General features: G+C 71.8%; 14 protein-coding genes and 1 pseudogene. 10 read left to right on the forward strand and 5 right to left on the reverse strand.

All coding sequences use genetic code 11. From position 1 onward, the window contains the following. Positions 1–191 precede the first annotated feature (191 nt). The 4 genes from zwf to ACFYL6_RS18975 form a co-directional block, all read right to left on the reverse strand. The gene (gene zwf / locus ACFYL6_RS18960) at positions 192–1,685 is read right to left on the reverse strand and encodes a glucose-6-phosphate dehydrogenase (protein WP_387172692.1); all 1,494 of its coding nucleotides are present in this window, start codon (positions 1,683–1,685) and stop codon (positions 192–194) included. 340 nt (positions 1,686–2,025) lie between these two features. Beyond that, positions 2,026–2,847 carry an S-methyl-5'-thioadenosine phosphorylase gene (locus ACFYL6_RS18965; protein WP_387172694.1) on the reverse strand — a complete coding sequence of 274 codons (822 nt, stop codon included), beginning with the start codon at positions 2,845–2,847 and terminating at the stop codon, positions 2,026–2,028. 40 nt (positions 2,848–2,887) lie between these two features. After that, positions 2,888–3,436, reverse strand: coding sequence for a hypothetical protein (locus ACFYL6_RS18970; protein WP_387172697.1), 549 nt, complete (start codon positions 3,434–3,436; stop codon positions 2,888–2,890). Then, positions 3,429–4,796 (reverse strand): molybdopterin-dependent oxidoreductase, encoded by a 1,368-nt coding sequence (locus ACFYL6_RS18975; RefSeq protein WP_387172699.1) that lies wholly within the window; start codon positions 4,794–4,796, stop codon positions 3,429–3,431. The genes ACFYL6_RS18970 and ACFYL6_RS18975 overlap by 8 nt, the downstream gene beginning before the upstream one ends. Before the next feature lie 115 nt (positions 4,797–4,911). Between ACFYL6_RS18975 and ACFYL6_RS18980 the strand changes: the two genes are divergently transcribed. Next, on the forward strand, positions 4,912–5,973 hold the full coding sequence (locus tag ACFYL6_RS18980; protein WP_387172701.1) for an NAD-dependent epimerase/dehydratase family protein: 1,062 nt from the start codon (positions 4,912–4,914) through the stop codon (positions 5,971–5,973). Positions 5,974–5,998: 25 nt separating this feature from the next. Here ACFYL6_RS18980 and ACFYL6_RS18985 read toward each other — a convergent pair whose 3' ends face one another. Beyond that, the gene (locus tag ACFYL6_RS18985) at positions 5,999–7,411 is read right to left on the reverse strand and encodes a hypothetical protein (protein ID WP_387172703.1); all 1,413 of its coding nucleotides are present in this window, start codon (positions 7,409–7,411) and stop codon (positions 5,999–6,001) included. A 145-nt stretch (positions 7,412–7,556) separates the two neighbouring features. Here ACFYL6_RS18985 and ACFYL6_RS18990 point away from each other — a divergent pair, with 145 nt between their 5' ends. The 9 genes and pseudogenes from ACFYL6_RS18990 to ACFYL6_RS19030 all read left to right on the forward strand — a co-directional run bounded on the left by ACFYL6_RS18990 (position 7,557) and on the right by ACFYL6_RS19030 (position 15,037). Then, entirely contained in the window at positions 7,557–8,231 is a 675-nt protein-coding gene (locus ACFYL6_RS18990; RefSeq protein ID WP_387172705.1) for a glycosyltransferase family 2 protein, read from the forward strand. Beyond that, positions 8,228–8,842 (forward strand): annotated as a pseudogene (locus tag ACFYL6_RS18995) (TIGR04282 family arsenosugar biosynthesis glycosyltransferase); the annotation flags it as partial. The gene ACFYL6_RS18990 and the pseudogene ACFYL6_RS18995, both read left to right, overlap by 4 nt. Positions 8,843–9,045: 203 nt before the next feature. Further along, complete coding sequence (locus tag ACFYL6_RS19000; RefSeq protein ID WP_387172707.1) at positions 9,046–9,738, forward strand: class I SAM-dependent DNA methyltransferase; 693 nt, start codon at positions 9,046–9,048, stop codon at positions 9,736–9,738. Between the two features lie 373 nt (positions 9,739–10,111). Then, positions 10,112–10,789 (forward strand): response regulator transcription factor, encoded by a 678-nt coding sequence (locus ACFYL6_RS19005; protein ID WP_387172709.1) that lies wholly within the window; start codon positions 10,112–10,114, stop codon positions 10,787–10,789. A gap of 88 nt (positions 10,790–10,877) precedes the next feature. Further along, a complete protein-coding gene (locus ACFYL6_RS19010; RefSeq protein ID WP_387172711.1) occupies positions 10,878–11,432 on the forward strand; it encodes an RNA polymerase sigma factor in 555 nt (184 codons plus the stop codon). After that, a complete protein-coding gene (locus ACFYL6_RS19015; RefSeq protein ID WP_387172713.1) occupies positions 11,429–12,166 on the forward strand; it encodes a hypothetical protein in 738 nt (245 codons plus the stop codon). Before ACFYL6_RS19010 ends, ACFYL6_RS19015 begins: the two co-directional genes overlap by 4 nt. Continuing rightward, positions 12,163–12,909: an ABC transporter ATP-binding protein gene (locus tag ACFYL6_RS19020; protein WP_387172715.1), complete on the forward strand. Its 747-nt coding sequence runs from the start codon at positions 12,163–12,165 to the stop codon at positions 12,907–12,909. The genes ACFYL6_RS19015 and ACFYL6_RS19020 overlap by 4 nt, the downstream gene beginning before the upstream one ends. A gap of 17 nt (positions 12,910–12,926) precedes the next feature. After that, on the forward strand, positions 12,927–14,363 hold the full coding sequence (locus tag ACFYL6_RS19025) for a hypothetical protein (RefSeq protein ID WP_387172717.1): 1,437 nt from the start codon (positions 12,927–12,929) through the stop codon (positions 14,361–14,363). Beyond that, a complete protein-coding gene (locus tag ACFYL6_RS19030; RefSeq protein ID WP_387172719.1) occupies positions 14,360–15,037 on the forward strand; it encodes a hypothetical protein in 678 nt (225 codons plus the stop codon). The genes ACFYL6_RS19025 and ACFYL6_RS19030 overlap by 4 nt, the downstream gene beginning before the upstream one ends. Positions 15,038–15,041 lie beyond the last annotated feature (4 nt).

Consider the following 15,041-nt stretch of genomic DNA (forward strand, 5'->3'; position numbering starts at 1 on the left):
GCGGGCGGCGGGGGGGGGGGGGGGGGGGGGCGGGGGGGGCGCCCCGGGGGCCCGCCCCCCCCCCGCGCCGGGGGGGGGGGGGGGGGGGGGGGGGGGGGGGGTGGGCCCCCCCCCCCCCCCCCCCCGCGCCGCGTCGATGGTGCGACCAAGTGATCGGGCTCAGCAGCGTGGTCACACTCGTTGTGGCAGGGTCACGCGGAGTTGCGCCACCTGCGGCCGTGCCGGCCGATGAGCCGGTCGGCGTCGGTCGGGCCCCAGGAGGCGGCCTCGTAGGTGGGGAGAGGGGACTTGTCCTTCTCCCAGTGGTCGATGATCGGGTCGACGATTCGCCAGCACTGCTGCACCTCGTCGCTGCGGATGAACAGCGACGCGTCACCGATCAGCGCGTCCAGGAGCAGACGCTCGTACGCCTCCGGGGACTCCTCGACGAACGTCTGGTCGTAGGAGAACTCCATGGTGGCGGTGCGGACCCGGAAGGAGTGGCCCGGCACTTTGGCACCGAAGCGCAGCGAGATGCCCTCGTTCGGCTGGATCCGCAGGATCAGCGCGTCAGCATCGAGGCCGGTGAGCTGGTCGTTCGGGATCGGCAGGTGCGGCGGCCGCTGGAACTGCAGTGCCACCTCGGTGAGCCGGGCCGGCAGGCGCTTGCCGGTGCGGACGTAGAACGGCACCCCGGCCCAGCGCCAGTTGTCGACGTTGAGCCGCATCGCGGCGTAGGTCTCGGTCCGCGACAGGGGGTCGACGCCGGCCTCCTCGCGGTAGCCTGCCATCAGATCCTCGCGGGTGCCGCCCCGGGTGTACTGTCCCCGGACCGCGGCCTCGGCGATGTCCCGGTCGGTGGGGAGCCGGATCGCCTGCAGCAGCTTCACCTTCTCGTTGCGCAGGCCCTCGGCCTCGAATGAGGCCGGTGGCTCCATCAGCGCCAGCGCGAGGACCTGGAGCACGTGGTTCTGCACGATGTCCCGCATCGCGCCGGCGTCCTCGTAGAAGCCGCCGCGGCTGCCGACGCCGAGAGTCTCGGCGACGGTGATCTGCACGTGGTCCACCCAGGAGCGATCCCAGATGGGTTGGAAGATCGAGTTCGCGAAGCGCAGCGCCAGCACGTTCTGGACGGTGTCCTTGCCCAGGTAGTGATCGATACGAAAGATCTGGTGCTCGTCGAACGCGCTGTGCACCACGCCGTCGAGCTCGCGGGCCGTGACCAGGTCGCGCCCGTACGGCTTCTCGATGACCAGGCGGGAGAAGGAGCCTTCGCGTGGCTGGTTGAGCCCGACACCGGCCAGTCCGTTGATCACCGGCTCGAAGGCCCCGGCCGGGGTGGACAGGTAGAAGAGCCGGTTGCCGGAGGTGCCCCGCTGTGCGTCCAGCTCGTCGAGGGTCTCCACGAGCTGCTTGTAGGTCTCCGGGTCGTCGTAGCCGCCGGACACGTAACGCACGCCGCCCTGGAGCTGGCGCTTGCTGGCGAGGGTGCGTTCGCCTAAGGCGCTCTCAGCGAACTGCTCGTCGGTCATCGACGTGCGCGCGACGCCGACCAGCGCGAACTGGTCCGGGAGCCGCTCGTGCCGAGCCAGGCTCTCGATCGCGGGCAGCAGCTTACGCCGGGTCAGGTCACCGGAGGCGCCGAAGATCACCAGCGTGGCCGGCGGGGCACTCCGCTCCTGGATGAGCTGAGATGCGTGGTCCATGGTCTGCGTTCCTCCGGGCACAAAGGGTGGGGGGTTGGGGGGTGTGCTGTCATGCCAGGAAATGAGCGGGCTTTGGCGGTAGTGTCCGGGGCCACGCGGCGTGGCCCGTTGGTCACGGAGCTTGAGCGTCGCACGCGGGGCTGACGGGTGGGCGATTCGGTTGCGGTCTGTCGGCGTACGCGGTGGTGGTAAGAATGATCGTGGCCAGGCAGCCCGCGGAGGTCAACGGGCTCGCGTATCCGCCTGTGCGGGAAGATGAACGGCAGGGTGCTCGCGTCGCAACACCAGGCCGCAACGGATTCTTCACCGCGGCCGAGGTGATCCCGACCATTTCCACGTGTCAGGGCAGGGCGATCGGGAGTGGGACGCCCTCGTGGCCTCGCCCGCAGGCACAGGTGGACGGGTCGGACGGCAGCGCCGGAACCGCCTGGTAGAGCACCTCGCGTAGTCGCTCGACGTTCGCGGCGAAGATGCGTAGCACCTCTGCGTGGCTGACCGCGTCGGCCGCGTCGACTCCGGCGTCAAGGTCGGTGACCAGGGCGATGGGGGTGTAGCACAGCTCCAGCTCACGGGCGAGGATCGCTTCTGGGTGTCCGGTCATGTTGATCAACTGCCAGCCCTGGTGGGCGTACCACTGTGACTCCGCCCGGGTGGAGAAGCGCGGCCCTTCCACCACCACCATCGTGGCGCCGACGACGGGTTCGAACCCGATCTCGCGGGCGGCGGCGGCGACGGTTGTGCGCCCGTTCGGGCAGTACGGGTCGGCGAACGACGTGTGGACCGCACCGTCGTCGAAGTAGGTGCAGGCCCGTCCGTTGGTCCGGTCGACCATCTGGTCGGGGAGGACGAGCGCCCCGGGGGCCAGTTCCGTGGTGAGCGAGCCGACGGCGCAGGGTGCGAGGATCTGGCGTACCCCGAGCGCGCGCAGCGCCCAGAGGTTGGCCCGGTAGTTGATGCGGTGCGGGGGGAACCGGTGGTCGGCGCCGTGCCGCGGCAGGAACGCGACCGTGCGACCACCGACCTGGCCGACGGTGACCGGATCCGACGGCCGGCCGTACGGTGTGGAGACCTCGACCGTCGTGCCACCGGCCACCAGTTGGTAGAGGCCACTGCCACCGATCACCCCCACCTCGGCCTGGGGCAGCTCCGTGTACCTCGTCATGCTCGTGCCTTCCTGGGGACGGCGACAGGGAATCACCCGTTCAACGCGCCGTACCGTCGAACCGTCGCCAGCGGATTCGTCGCACCAGGTACCAGGCGCCGCTGACCAGGAACAGCGTGGCGGTGATTGCCAGCCACCGGACAAGGTACGGATGCTGGTTCTGACCTGTGGCCGCGAGATAGGTCTCCCGGCCCTGCCGCAGGATGCCGGGGAGGTACACCAGGAACAGCAGTCCGGTGGCGAGTGCCGGCACCCGGATGTGGTTCAGCGGTGAGGGCCGGGACGGCGCCTGCCCGGCGCGGCCCGGCATCGAGTGGCGTGCGGCGGGCCACTGCCCATCCGTACCGGCGTGGCCGAGGCGACCGAGCGCCCCGCGCAGCACCCGGTCGGCCGACGCGTAGATCGGGAAGAGGATGAGGTCGTGGGCGACGGCCGCCCCGACGAACCAGAGCAGCATTCGGCCAGCTGTGGCCTCCTCGGCGATTCGGAGCGCGATCCAACCGGTGAGGGTGAAGCAGGCGATCATGACGATCAGGTGCTGCGGGGACGATCCGTAGGCCGCTTGGAATCGGAGGATGGGTCTAGTCATCGGCACCGGTCCGGAAGGTGATCTCGGCGACCCATTTCGTGCAGTGCACGCCGGGCAGGGCGGGGACGATCACCCGGGCCGGGAAGCCGTGGTCGACCGAGAGATCGGCACCGTTGACCCGCAGAGCGAGCAGGGAGTCGGCGTCGAGCACCTGGTTTGCCTGGAGGATCGCCTGGTTGAACAACCCGGCTTTCTCCAGTGACCGCACCTGCGCCGACGCCGGATCGTCCACACCGACCAGGGCGGCGAGGTCGCGCAGTCGTACGCCTGACCAGGTTTGTCGCGTCGACCACCCCTCCACGCAGGCGATCGGCAGGCGGGCGGTGTGCTGGCCCATGGCCAGCAGGCGGGGGCGGTCGAGGGTGACGAGGCGATTGCCGCCCCGCACGGTCAACCGCCACCGTTGCCCGGTCTCGTTTCCTTGAATGCCCGCCGCGGCGGCGGTGCGGTTGATCGGGAACCCGTTCGGTCCGGTGCCGGGCTGACGTCCGCGGGGCAGCAGCAGCGCGGTACGACGCCAGCCACCGTCGAGGGTCTGCCCGATCGTGAGGGCGCCGAGCAGCAGGGACAGGCCACCGACCAGGGCTATCGCGCCGCGTCGGCTCATCGTCGGCGCGCCCGGTGCGGTGGCCACCAGGTCGTCCGGATCGGGTGGCTCGGGCCGGGTCGCGGCCAACGGGGTACGCAACTCGGCCCGCAGCGGCTCGTGCTGCCCCGGTCGGCGGCGGTCCCGCACGGCCGGCCGGGATCGGAGTGCGCTGACCATCCGCGGCAGCTTCAGTGTCACGTGCGCCACGAACGCCGCGATGAAGACCCAGGCTCCGAAGTAGTGCGCGGTGTAGAAGTCGAAGCCGAAGAGGTACGCGTACTGGATGTTGAGCAGGCCGGTCGCGATCTCGAAGAGGATGCCGCCGACCAGCAGCAGAAGGGACAGCCGTTCCAGCACCTGTGCCAGGGAGCGGGCCGGTGGCCAGATGAAGAGCTTCGGGATCACCGACCAGAGCTTCCCCAGCACCACGGGGATCAGGATGATGCCGAGCGTCACGTGCAGCCCCTGGGTGACCCGGAACAGCCAGGACGGCCGAGTCGGCCAGTCGAACGGCGGCAGCCGTAGCCAGCCCACCTCGCGGGGGAGGGCCTGGTCGAACTGTGGACCGTAGGCGGCGTAGTCGAGCAGCCCGGTGATGATCACCAGCGGCAGCCCGACGAGGAGCACGGCGCCGTAGACGGCGGTGAGCCACGGACCGCGCAGCGGGCTGCGCCAGCGATCCCCGGCCAGACCGGGGACCGGTGGGGGGTGCCGTTCCAGGGCACGCCACCACCGCTGGGGGAAACCCGTCTGCCGGTCCGTCACGCCCATACCCCCGGACGCTAGACGCGACGGGTCCGCAATTTGGCGCATACCGGGATACCGATCGCCTGGCAGGCGGGCGATCCCGCCCCGCACCGGGCGAGCGCCGTCTACGGTCACCGGGATGCGGGTACTGCTCACCGGCGCGGCCGGTTTCATCGGTTCGCAGATCGCCGACCTGCTCGTCGCCGAGGGCCACGACCTGGTGGCGCTCGACGCGTTGCTGCCCCAGGCACACGGCGGGGAACTCCCGGATTGGTCCCGACGGCACGACCCGGTGGTCGGTGACGTCCGGGACGCCCGGTTGCTGGACGGGCTTCTGGCTGGCGTGGACGCGGTGTGTCACCAGGCGGCGATGGTCGGACACGGGCTGGATCCGTCCGACGCCCCCGACTACGTCAGCCACAACGACTATGCCACGGTGGTGCTGCTCGCCGCGATGCACCGGGCCGGTGTGAGCCGGCTGGTGCTGGCCAGCTCGATGGTTGTCTACGGCGAGGGTCGGTACGTCTGTGCGACGCACGGCACCGTACGGCCCGCCTCTCGCAGCGTCGCCGACCTGGCCGCCGGCCGGTACGAGCCAACCTGCCCGGACTGCGCGGGCACCCTGTCGCCAACGCTGGTGCCCGAGAACGCGCCACTCGAGCCGCGAAGCACGTACGCGGCCACCAAACTTGCCCAGGAACACCTCGCTGCCGCCTGGGCGCGGCAGACCGGCGGAAACGTCTGGGCGTTGCGCTACCACAACGTCTACGGTCCCCGGATGCCCCGGGACACCCCGTACGCCGGCGTGGCCTCGATCTTCCGGTCCGCACTGGCGGCGGGCCTCCCGCCGAGGGTGCTGGAGGACGGCCGGCAGCGCCGCGACTTCGTCCACGTCACCGACGTCGCCCGGGCCAACCTGCTGGCGTTGACCGCTCCGCCACCGCAGGCTCTCGTGCCGGTCAATGTCTGCTCCGGCGAGCCGCACACGGTCGGTGAGCTGGCCGTCGCCCTCGCTGAGGCGATGGCCGGGCCGGCGCCACTGATAACCGGTGGCGGCCGGGCGGCCGACGTTCGACACGTGGTCGCCGATCCGCGGCGGGCGGCGGAGCTACTCGGCTACACCGCCCGGGTCGGGTTCGCCGAGGGGGTGGCCGCCTTCGCCACCGACCCGCTACGGGAACCGGCCGCCCTCACCGCCTGAGACCGTCGCCCTGCCGGCCGCCGGATCAGGACACCGTCCAGAGCAGGTGACTGACCGCGAGGGCGGTGACCACCTGCCCAGCCAGCCAGACCCGCTGGGCAGGCGGCGGCAGGTGAGCGGCGGCCACCAGCAGCCATGCCACGAACGGTAGCCAGATCCGTTCCACCTCCGCCTTGCTGAGTCCGGAGAGATCAGCCGCGCCGACCGCCAACACGGCGGCCAGCGGCAGCAGCACCGTGGGCCCGGTTCCCCGCAGGGCGTCAGGCCCGGTGAGACCCGCAGCTCGGTCCGGCCCGCGCCATCGCGTCGCAACTGCCCGCGCCGGACCGGCCGCGGCCAGCGCGGTCCGGCGTAGCGCGGGCCCGAGCACCGGGCCGCCGCAGAGCAGAAGCGCCGCTACGTTCGCCCACACCCAGTAGCCGTACGGGCGGTCCGCCGCCCAGCCCTGGTGATACCGCTCAACCACCAGGTGGTAGCCGTCCAGCCACCAGAAACCGGCCAGGGTGAACGTGGCCACGACCGTGCCGGCCCCGACCAGTGCCACGAACAACGCCGGCCACCGCTGCTGCGGCCGCAGCAGCCCTACCGCCAGGGCCAGGATGCCGACCAGCACGAAGCCGTACGACAGGTAGAGGGCGAAGCCGAGCAACAGCCCCCCGACTGCGGCGGCGACCAGTCCGCGTACCGCCAGCAGGGCCAGCCCCGCCGCTACCACCCCGGCGAAGATGCCATCGGCCGAGACTCCCACCCAGATCGCGCCAGGCAACAGCACCAGAAACGGCAGCACACTACGGGCCGCTTCCCCCGCACCGAGTGCCCGCAGCGTCACCGGCACCCACACGGTCACCGTCGCTCCCACCAACACGCATGCCAGGGCGGCCAGGGTGGGACCGCCGAGGCCGATCCGGTCCAACCCGACGAAGACCAGCAGCGCCCCCGGTGGATGGCCGGCGGTGTGGGTGGACCAGGCGTCCGGCTGGAAGTCGAGGATCCGGGCGCTGAAGCCGGCCAGCATGGCCGTGATGTCGGTGACCCGGGGTACCTCGTGCAGGTATTCGGCCTGCGCAGTAAGTCGCCGGGTGAAACCGGCCGACCATCCGTCCACCAGCGCCAACGACATCGTCCAGCCGACCGCCGCAAGGTAGGCCGCGACCAGCAGCCGGCCCCAACCGGCGGTCCGGGCCCACCGGACGCCCCAGCCGAGCACCCCGGCGGCGACCAGTAGCGCGGCCGGAGTGCCCCAGCCCAGGTGCGGACGCCAGCTGGCGTAGAGCGGCGCGGCGTCGGCGTGCAGACCAACACCACGCGCGTTGAGCAGCAGGCCCACCGCCACCGCAGCAGCGACCAACGCCACTTCGACGCCGAGCACCACCAGGTCGGCCTCGACGCGTCGGGCGGGCACTGCTGGTCCCCGCCGCAGGGGCGCGAGCACATTCATGACGACCGGACGGTACGGCCATCGCGGGCCCGCTGGTGCGGGAACGGGCAGGACATCACCCTTCGATGAGCGAGCGACGCCGGCAAGGATGCCGATGGTCCGATTCTGCCCATCTCGGGCGGCTCGGCGTCCTAGCGTTTCCGATATGCCAGCACCGATCGACGTGGTACTGCCGTGTCTCGACGAAGCCGCGGCACTACCCGGAGTCCTGACCGCCCTGCCACCCGGCTACCGGGCGATAGTGGTGGACAACGGCTCCCAGGACGGCTCACCGGAGGTCGCGGCCCGGCACGGCGCCCGGGTCGTTCACGAACCGCGCCGAGGCTACGGTGCTGCCGTACACACCGGTCTGGAGGCGGCCGACTCCGCACTGGTCTGTGTACTCGACGCCGACGGCTCCTTCGATCCCACCGAACTCCCGGCGCTGGTCGCGCCGGTGGCCAGCGGGTCGGCCGACCTGGTGGTCGGTCGTCGTCGGCCCGTCGCCGCCGGTGTCTGGCCATGGCATGCCCGAGCCGGTACCGCGCTGGTCGCGGCCCTGCTACGACACCGGGGCATACCGCTGCGCGACCTCAGCCCGATTCGGGTGGCCCGCCGCGAAGCGCTGCTCGGCCTCGGCGTCACCGACCGCGCCTTCGGATACCCGTTGGAACTGCTCATCCGTGCCTCTGGCGCGGATTGGCGGATCCGGGAAATCGACGTGCGGTACTCGCACCGCGCCGCCGGCACCCGGTCGAAGGTCTCCGGCTCGGTACGCGGCACGCTCCGCGCGACCCGGGACTTCGCCGGGGTCCTGCGCACGGTGGAGCGATCGCGGTGACCGTCCTGCTGGTGATGGCGAAGGCACCCGTGCCCGGGGCGGTCAAGACCCGTCTCTGCCCACCAGTCAGCCACCGTCAGGCGGCCCGGATCGCCGCCGCAGCACTGCTGGACAGTCTGGACACCGTCCGCGCCACGCCCGGCGTCACACCGGTCCTCGCCCTCTCCGGCCGGCTGGCCGAGGCCGAAGAAGCCACCGAGCTGACCGCGGCGACCGCCGGCTGGCAGATCCTGCCGCAGCGCGGCACCGACCTCGGCGACCGTCTCGCCAACGCCCACGCCGACGTGGCGGACGCCTACCCGGGTCGACCGGTGCTCCAGATCGGCATGGACACCCCACAGCTGACGTCGGCGCAGCTCGACGCGGCCGTCCACCGCCTCGGCCTGAGCGACGCCGTGCTGGGCCCCGCCGTCGACGGCGGGTGGTGGGCGCTGGGTCTGCACAACCCCCGGCACGCTGCCGTGCTGCGCACCGTGCCGATGTCCACAGCACTGACCGGAATCCACACCATCGCGGCCTTGCGCGAGTGGGGCTTGCGCGTCGATTCGCTACCCCTCCTTCAGGACGTCGACGAGTGGGCCGACGCGCTGGCGGTGGCTGCGTCGACTCCCGGCGACGCGCCGGCGTGGTCGATCGATGTGTCTGCCGACGGGCGTCCCGGGCATGCCGCGACAGGCTTGTCCGGGCAGTCCGGGCAGTCCGGGAGCCAGGACGCGGCGCACCCGGAGGTTCGACTGGCGCGGCACGGTACCGGCAGCCGCTTCGCGCGCCAGGTCGCGGCGGTCCAGCGCAGCCTGACGCCCGGGGTCCCAGGATGAGTCGCAGCGTCCGGACCAGACCGACCGAGGCGTTCGGCAGCGCGTTGCGGCACCGCACCGACGACCACTGGCTGGTGCACGGCGACAACGGTTGGCGCAGCCGCCTGCCGGTACGCCGGTGGCACGGTCCGGCCGAACCAGCGGTGGCAGCACTCGTCGCCCGGTGCACCGGGCCGACGCTCGACCTGGGCTGCGGTCCCGGCCGGCTCACCCTGGCACTCACCCAGGCGGGGCTGACAGCGGTCGGAGTCGACATCTCCGCGCAGGCGGTCCGGTTGACCCGGGCCCGAGGCGTCATCGCCCTTCACAGAGATGTCTTCGCCCCCCTGCCCGCGGAAGGGCGCTGGGCGCACGTGCTACTGATCGACGGGAACATCGGCATCGGCGGTGACCCGGTCACCCTCCTCGGCCGGTGCCACGACCTGCTGCGCCCCGGCGGCACCGTGCTCGTCGAACTCGAACCACCAGGTCCCGGATTGTGGCGCGGTCAGGCCCAACTGGCCCTCCAGGCCGCCAGCGGTGGGTCGCGCCTCGGGCCACCCTTCCGGTGGGCGCGGCTCGACACGATGGCTGTCCCCGGGGTGGCATCGGCGGCCGGGCTCACGATCCGCGAGGTGTTCCGCCGCGATCATCGCTGGTTCGGCGAGTTAGCCGCGGAAGGCTCTGGCGCGGTCAACCCGATGGCGTGATGTCAGTTTCTGCAAACATCTGCTCGGAATCCTTGGGTTGGGCGCAGGAGGGCAGGCCCGGCCGTAGTGGGTAGCCCGCAGACCGGGCGGGATGACGGTGGACCCAGCACACCTCGGCCGGTGATCGCTGCGGCCCGCCGGGGAGCATCGTGTCCGCCCGGACCGCCGTGAGCCTGACCGGCGGCAACCGCCACGACGTCACCCAGCCGTCACCAAGCGAACGTGTCTGACCGAGATTCCGGGGCCTTGCTCCGGTGACGGCACCTCACCATCGGGGTAGCCGGCCTGCCCCGGCTCCTTCACCCGCGATGATCGGAGGTGACGCGGGCTCGGCCGGGCCCGCCGGGGGCAACGGGCGGGAAGGAACGAGCGGGTGCGCGTGCTGGTCGTCGAGGACGAGACCGCCCTGGCGGAGGTGATCCGCACTGGCCTGACTGACGAGGGATTCGCCGTCGATGTGCAGCACAACGGGACTGACGGGCTGTGGGCGGCCACCGAGAACCCGTACGACGTGGTGGTGCTCGACATCATGCTGCCCGGCCTCAACGGCTACGAGGTGTGCCGCCAGCTGCGCTCGCGGGACGTGTGGACGCCGGTGCTGATGCTGACCGCCAAGGACGGCGAGTACGACCAGGCCGACGCGTTCGACCTCGGGGCTGACGACTACCTGATCAAACCGTTCTCGTTCGTGGTGCTGGTGGCCCGCCTGCGGGCCCTGATCCGCCGCGGCGCTCCTGCCCGACCGGTGATCCTGACCGCCGGTGACCTGGCAGTGGACCCGGCCCGGCGGCAGGTGACCCGCGCCGGGCAACCGATCCGGCTGACCGCCCGGGAGTTCGCGCTGCTGGAGTTCCTCATGCGCCATCGCGGCGACGTGATGTCCAAGCGGCAGATCATCGACAACGTCTGGGACGCCCACTTCGACGGCGACCCGAACATCGTCGAGGTGTATGTCGGCTACCTGCGCCGCAAGGTCGACCAGCCGTTCGGCCGGCGGGCCATCCAGACGGAACGGGGCATGGGCTACCGGCTGGCCGCCGACGGCGGGTGACAGCGCCCCGGGTGGTGTCGGGCCTCGATTTCCACATTGCGGGTGTGAGCAGTGAACCGATCCGCTCTGGAACGCAACAGTAGTGGCGATGGACAACGAAGATCTGATCGCTGCGATGGCTGGCGGTGACGAGAGCGCGCTGCGGGAGCTGTTCTCGCGGCACGCCCCGTGGCTGGCTGTTCGGCTGCGCGCGGCGCTGCCCCCTCCCGACGTGGAGGACGTCCTGCAGGAGACCTTCCTGGCCGCCTGGCGGGGAGCCGGGACGTACCGACGTGAGGGTGCCGGCGGTTGGCTGTGGGGGATAGCCCGCCGCCAGGCCGCGCTGTGGCTGCGCCGACGCGGGCAACCCGCACTGCTGCTCTCCGCACTGGCCGACACCGATGACCGGCACGTCGCGGACCCGGCTGACGCGGCGCTGTCCAGGGCCGAGCTTGCCGACGCGGTGAAGGTGTTGGGGCCGGAGGGCAGCCTGCAACGCGAAACCTGGCGGCTGATGTACGTCGAGGACAAATCCGTGGCTGAGGTGGCGGAGTTGATGGGTGTTCCCGCGGGGACGGTGAAGAGCCGCGCGTACCAGATTCGCCGGTTGATGCGCGCTGCTCTGCGGCGCCACGAGCCGGCGCGCGATGGAGGTGGCAAATGACCAGCCGTGACGGGACGCGCCAGGCCCGAGAGCACGAGGAACGGAGCCCTGGGCCGGACGACGTCGATCTTGGTCGGGTCTGGGTCGGGGTGGCCGCGCAGGTGTGGCGTCGCCATCCCGGGGTGGTGGAGCGGCTGGCGGTTCACCTGCTGCGCTCGCCGGGCCTGGCCCGGGCGTTGGTGACCACGCCGTCGCTGCTGCTCGGGTGGGTCATCGCCACCGCGGTGGTCCTGCTCGCCGGACTGCTCGCCACGCTGAGCACCGGAACGCCGTACGTGGCCCTCCTTGCGCCCGCGGTCGCCGCCGTGGGCATCGCTTTCGCCTACGGCCCGGGGATCGACCCCGCGTGGGAGCTGTCGTGCAGCATGGCGGTCAGCGATCGCATGGTGCTGCTGGTCCGGGCGCTGGCGGTGTTCGGTGTGAACGCGGCGCTCGGGCTGGCTGCTTCGGCCGCCTCGGGATCCGCCACGGCGGTCACGCTCGGCTGGCTGGTCCCGATGACCGCGGTGTGCGCCCTGGCCCTCGCCGCCGCGACCGTCGCCCGGTCGGCGAACGTGGGTATGGCCGCGGGGCTGCTCGGCTGGACGATCACCGTCCTGTCCGGGCAGGCGGCCGCCGGTCGGCTCACCTTCGCGGTCACCGAAGCCACGCTCTGGCCTGCCTACCTGGCGTTCGCCTCCTGCTGTGTGGCGATCGTCGTCTACTCGACCCGGATTCCGAGAGGAACGTCATGAACGTCGAGATCAGCGATCTCACCCGGCGCTTCGGCCGCACCGAGGCCGTGGCCGGGGTGACGATGCGGACCGGCCCCGGAGTGTTCGGTCTGTTGGGACCGAACGGGGCGGGGAAGACATCGCTGTTGCGGATGATGGCCACGGTGATCGCACCGACCTCGGGTCGGATCCGGCTGCTCGGCCGCGACCCCGGCCAGTACGGGCAGCGCCGGCAGATCCGGCGCCGGCTCGGCTACGTGCCGCAGCAACTCGGCTACTACCCGCGGTTCACTGTCGTGGAGTTCGTCGAGTATTTCGCGCTGCTCAAGGAGATGCCGCCGGCGCGCGTGCAGCACGCGGTCGCGGCCGCGGTCGAGCGTGTGGGTTTGGGCGACAAGGCGACGGCGAAGCTACGGACGCTCTCTGGTGGGATGCTGCGCCGGGTGGGGATCGCGCAGGCCATCGTCAACGATCCCGAACTACTCCTGCTGGATGAGCCGACCGCCGGCCTGGATCCCGAGCAGCGGGTGGCGTTCCGGGCTCTGCTGCGCGACCTGGGGCAGCACGCCACCGTCATGGTCAGCACGCACCTCGTCGAGGATGTCGGTGCCGCCTGCGGCCAGGTCGCCCTGATGGACCGGGGAAAGATCGTCTTCCAGGGCACGCCGGAGGAGTTGACCGCGCGCGCAGAGGGGACCGCCGCGGCCGGCGATGCTCCTCTCGAGCGCGGATACAGCGCGGTGCTGGCGCAGGCGCGCACGTGAGCCCCGCGTCAGTAGTGATGCCGGCGTCAGACGAACCCGCCCGTCGTACGCGCCTGGCGCTCACCGTGACGGGTGGGCTGCTGCGGCTGGAGATGCGCCGCAGCGTGATGCTGTGGATGTTGCCGCTGGTCGCCGCGCTGTTCTGGTTCATCACCTACCGGCCGAGCATGGCCTACCCGCCGTTGTGGAACGTTCGGGCCATGGCCATGCAGACGACCGCTCTGGCGGTCTTCGCGCCGACGGTGGTCGGCGCCGCCGCGTGGCTGGGCTGGCGGGAGCGTCGCCACGGCATGGCCGACCTGCTGATCGGTACGGCCCGGCCGCGGTGGGCGCGCCAGCTGGCGACCTGGGGCGCGACCACCTGCTGGGCGATCGTCGCCTACCTGGGCTGCGTGGCTGTCCTGTACGGGGTGACCGCGTGGCAGGGCGCCTGGGGCGGGCCGTTGTGGTGGCCGGCCGTGGTGGGCGTCGTGAGCATGCCGGCGTTCGCCGCGCTCGGGTTCGCAGCCGGGGTGCTCCGCCCCAGCCGGTTCACCGCCCCGTTGGTCGCGATCGGCGTGTTCCTCGCTCTGCAGATCAGCCTGCAGTTCATTCACGGCGATGACTCGTACTGGCAGATCTCGCCGTTGGTGGCCGGCCCCTGGGAGATCGGGCCTGACCCGGGTGTGGCGACGTTCTACCGCTACCTGCCCGACCTTCCGATCGCGCAGGTGCTGTTCCTCGCCGGCTTGACCGCGGCGCTGCTGGGCGCCCTCGGCCTACCCGCCGACGCCGGCGGCCGGCGGCTACGTCGGTGCGCGGCGGCCATCACCGCGGCCGGGCTACTGACGGCGGCAACCGCGGTTGCGCTGGCCGGCACCGGCCGCCTCGACGCCCACGGCATGATCGCCATTCCGCTGCTGCACAACACGGGCAATGACCGCCCGTTGCGCTACACGCCGCTCTGCAGCCAGACCCCGATCGCGGTCTGCCTGCATCCCGCCTACGCCGACTACCTGCCCGCCGTGACGCAGGCCCTCGAACCGGTGCTCACCGAGCTGGCGGGCCTGCCCGGCGCGCCGGTGCGGATCAGCCAGGCCTCCGCGAGATATGAACAGGGGCCCGACAATCGCGTCAGTATCAGTCGGGCTGGCCCTCCTACGAGTGGCACGCCGCCGGTGTTCCACCTGCTCCTGCCCCAGCGGACGGCCACCAACGAACTTGTTGCCGAGCTTCGGGTGGACGCCCCCCACAGCATCGTGAACAGCGTCGTCGGCGGCGGCCGTAACGCGAGCCCCGCACAGCAAGCGGTCACGGACGCAATCCTCGGCACCTCCACCGCCGCGCCCGGCAGTCCCACCGCCGCCGCGGCGCAGCGGCTCGCCGCGCTGCCCGCTGCCGTTCGGCACGCCTGGCTCATAGAGCACGTCGCGGCGCTGCGAGCGGGCCAGCTCACCCTGGAGCAGCTGCCATGACCGGGGCCGAAACCCGTCATCGCCCGCACGCGGTCGCACCGGGCGGGGCGATCCGCGCCGCGCTGCGGCTGGCTCGCCTGTACCTGGCCAGCCGCCGCGTCCCCGCGGCCCTGGCGGCGGTGGCGGCCTGCGCCATCGGACTGCGGGTCGCGCTGCGGTGGCAGTGGGAGGCATATGGGGCGCTGCAGTTGCCGCTGATCTTCGAGACCGGGTGCGCCGTGGCCATCGCTGTCACCGCCACCAGTCTGCTCGGCGAGCCGGAACGCGTCACCGGACGCTGGTTACCGATTTTGCGGCTGGCCACCACGCTGGCGCTGACCGTCGCCGCCGTCAGTGCCCTGGCCGCCGCTGGAGCTGATGCACACCTGGCCGGCGGCACGGTAGGGGTGCTGCGCAACACCGTCGGGCTGGTCGGCATCGGCTTGCTGTGCGCTGCCCTGTTCGGCGGCGCGCAGGCGTGGGCCGGCCCTACCACCTACCTCATGATCGCCCTCTACGCGCTGTACACGCAGTGGCACGGGCCGGCGCTGACCACGCCGTGGCTGTGGCCCGCTCGACCGCCGCACGACCTCGGCGGCGCACTCTGCGCCGGCGTGGTGTTCGTCGCCGCAGTGGTGCTCATCGCGGTGCGGGGAGCGCGTGACACCGGTCCGGAGACCGCTCGCAGCGGATGATCGA

The sequence above is a fragment of the Micromonospora sp. NPDC007208 genome (genome assembly GCF_042869175.1).
Classification (GTDB): domain Bacteria; phylum Actinomycetota; class Actinomycetes; order Mycobacteriales; family Micromonosporaceae; genus Micromonospora; species Micromonospora foliorum.

Bases quoted from the DNA above. Each gene is read 5' to 3' on its own strand.
- zwf (WP_387172692.1), bottom strand. From the start codon at position 1,685: ATGGACCACGCATCTCAGCTCATCCAGGAGCGGAGTGCCCCGCCGGCC.
- ACFYL6_RS18965 (WP_387172694.1), bottom strand. From the start codon at position 2,847: ATGACGAGGTACACGGAGCTGCCCCAGGCCGAGGTGGGGGTGATCGGT.
- ACFYL6_RS18970 (WP_387172697.1), bottom strand. From the start codon at position 3,436: ATGACTAGACCCATCCTCCGATTCCAAGCGGCCTACGGATCGTCCCCG.
- ACFYL6_RS18975 (WP_387172699.1), bottom strand. From the start codon at position 4,796: ATGGGCGTGACGGACCGGCAGACGGGTTTCCCCCAGCGGTGGTGGCGT.
- ACFYL6_RS18980 (WP_387172701.1), top strand. From the start codon at position 4,912: ATGCGGGTACTGCTCACCGGCGCGGCCGGTTTCATCGGTTCGCAGATC.
- ACFYL6_RS18985 (WP_387172703.1), bottom strand. From the start codon at position 7,411: ATGAATGTGCTCGCGCCCCTGCGGCGGGGACCAGCAGTGCCCGCCCGA.
- ACFYL6_RS18990 (WP_387172705.1), top strand. From the start codon at position 7,557: ATGCCAGCACCGATCGACGTGGTACTGCCGTGTCTCGACGAAGCCGCG.
- ACFYL6_RS19000 (WP_387172707.1), top strand. From the start codon at position 9,046: ATGAGTCGCAGCGTCCGGACCAGACCGACCGAGGCGTTCGGCAGCGCG.
- ACFYL6_RS19010 (WP_387172711.1), top strand. From the start codon at position 10,878: ATGGACAACGAAGATCTGATCGCTGCGATGGCTGGCGGTGACGAGAGC.
- ACFYL6_RS19015 (WP_387172713.1), top strand. From the start codon at position 11,429: ATGACCAGCCGTGACGGGACGCGCCAGGCCCGAGAGCACGAGGAACGG.
- ACFYL6_RS19020 (WP_387172715.1), top strand. From the start codon at position 12,163: ATGAACGTCGAGATCAGCGATCTCACCCGGCGCTTCGGCCGCACCGAG.
- ACFYL6_RS19025 (WP_387172717.1), top strand. From the start codon at position 12,927: ATGCCGGCGTCAGACGAACCCGCCCGTCGTACGCGCCTGGCGCTCACC.
- ACFYL6_RS19030 (WP_387172719.1), top strand. From the start codon at position 14,360: ATGACCGGGGCCGAAACCCGTCATCGCCCGCACGCGGTCGCACCGGGC.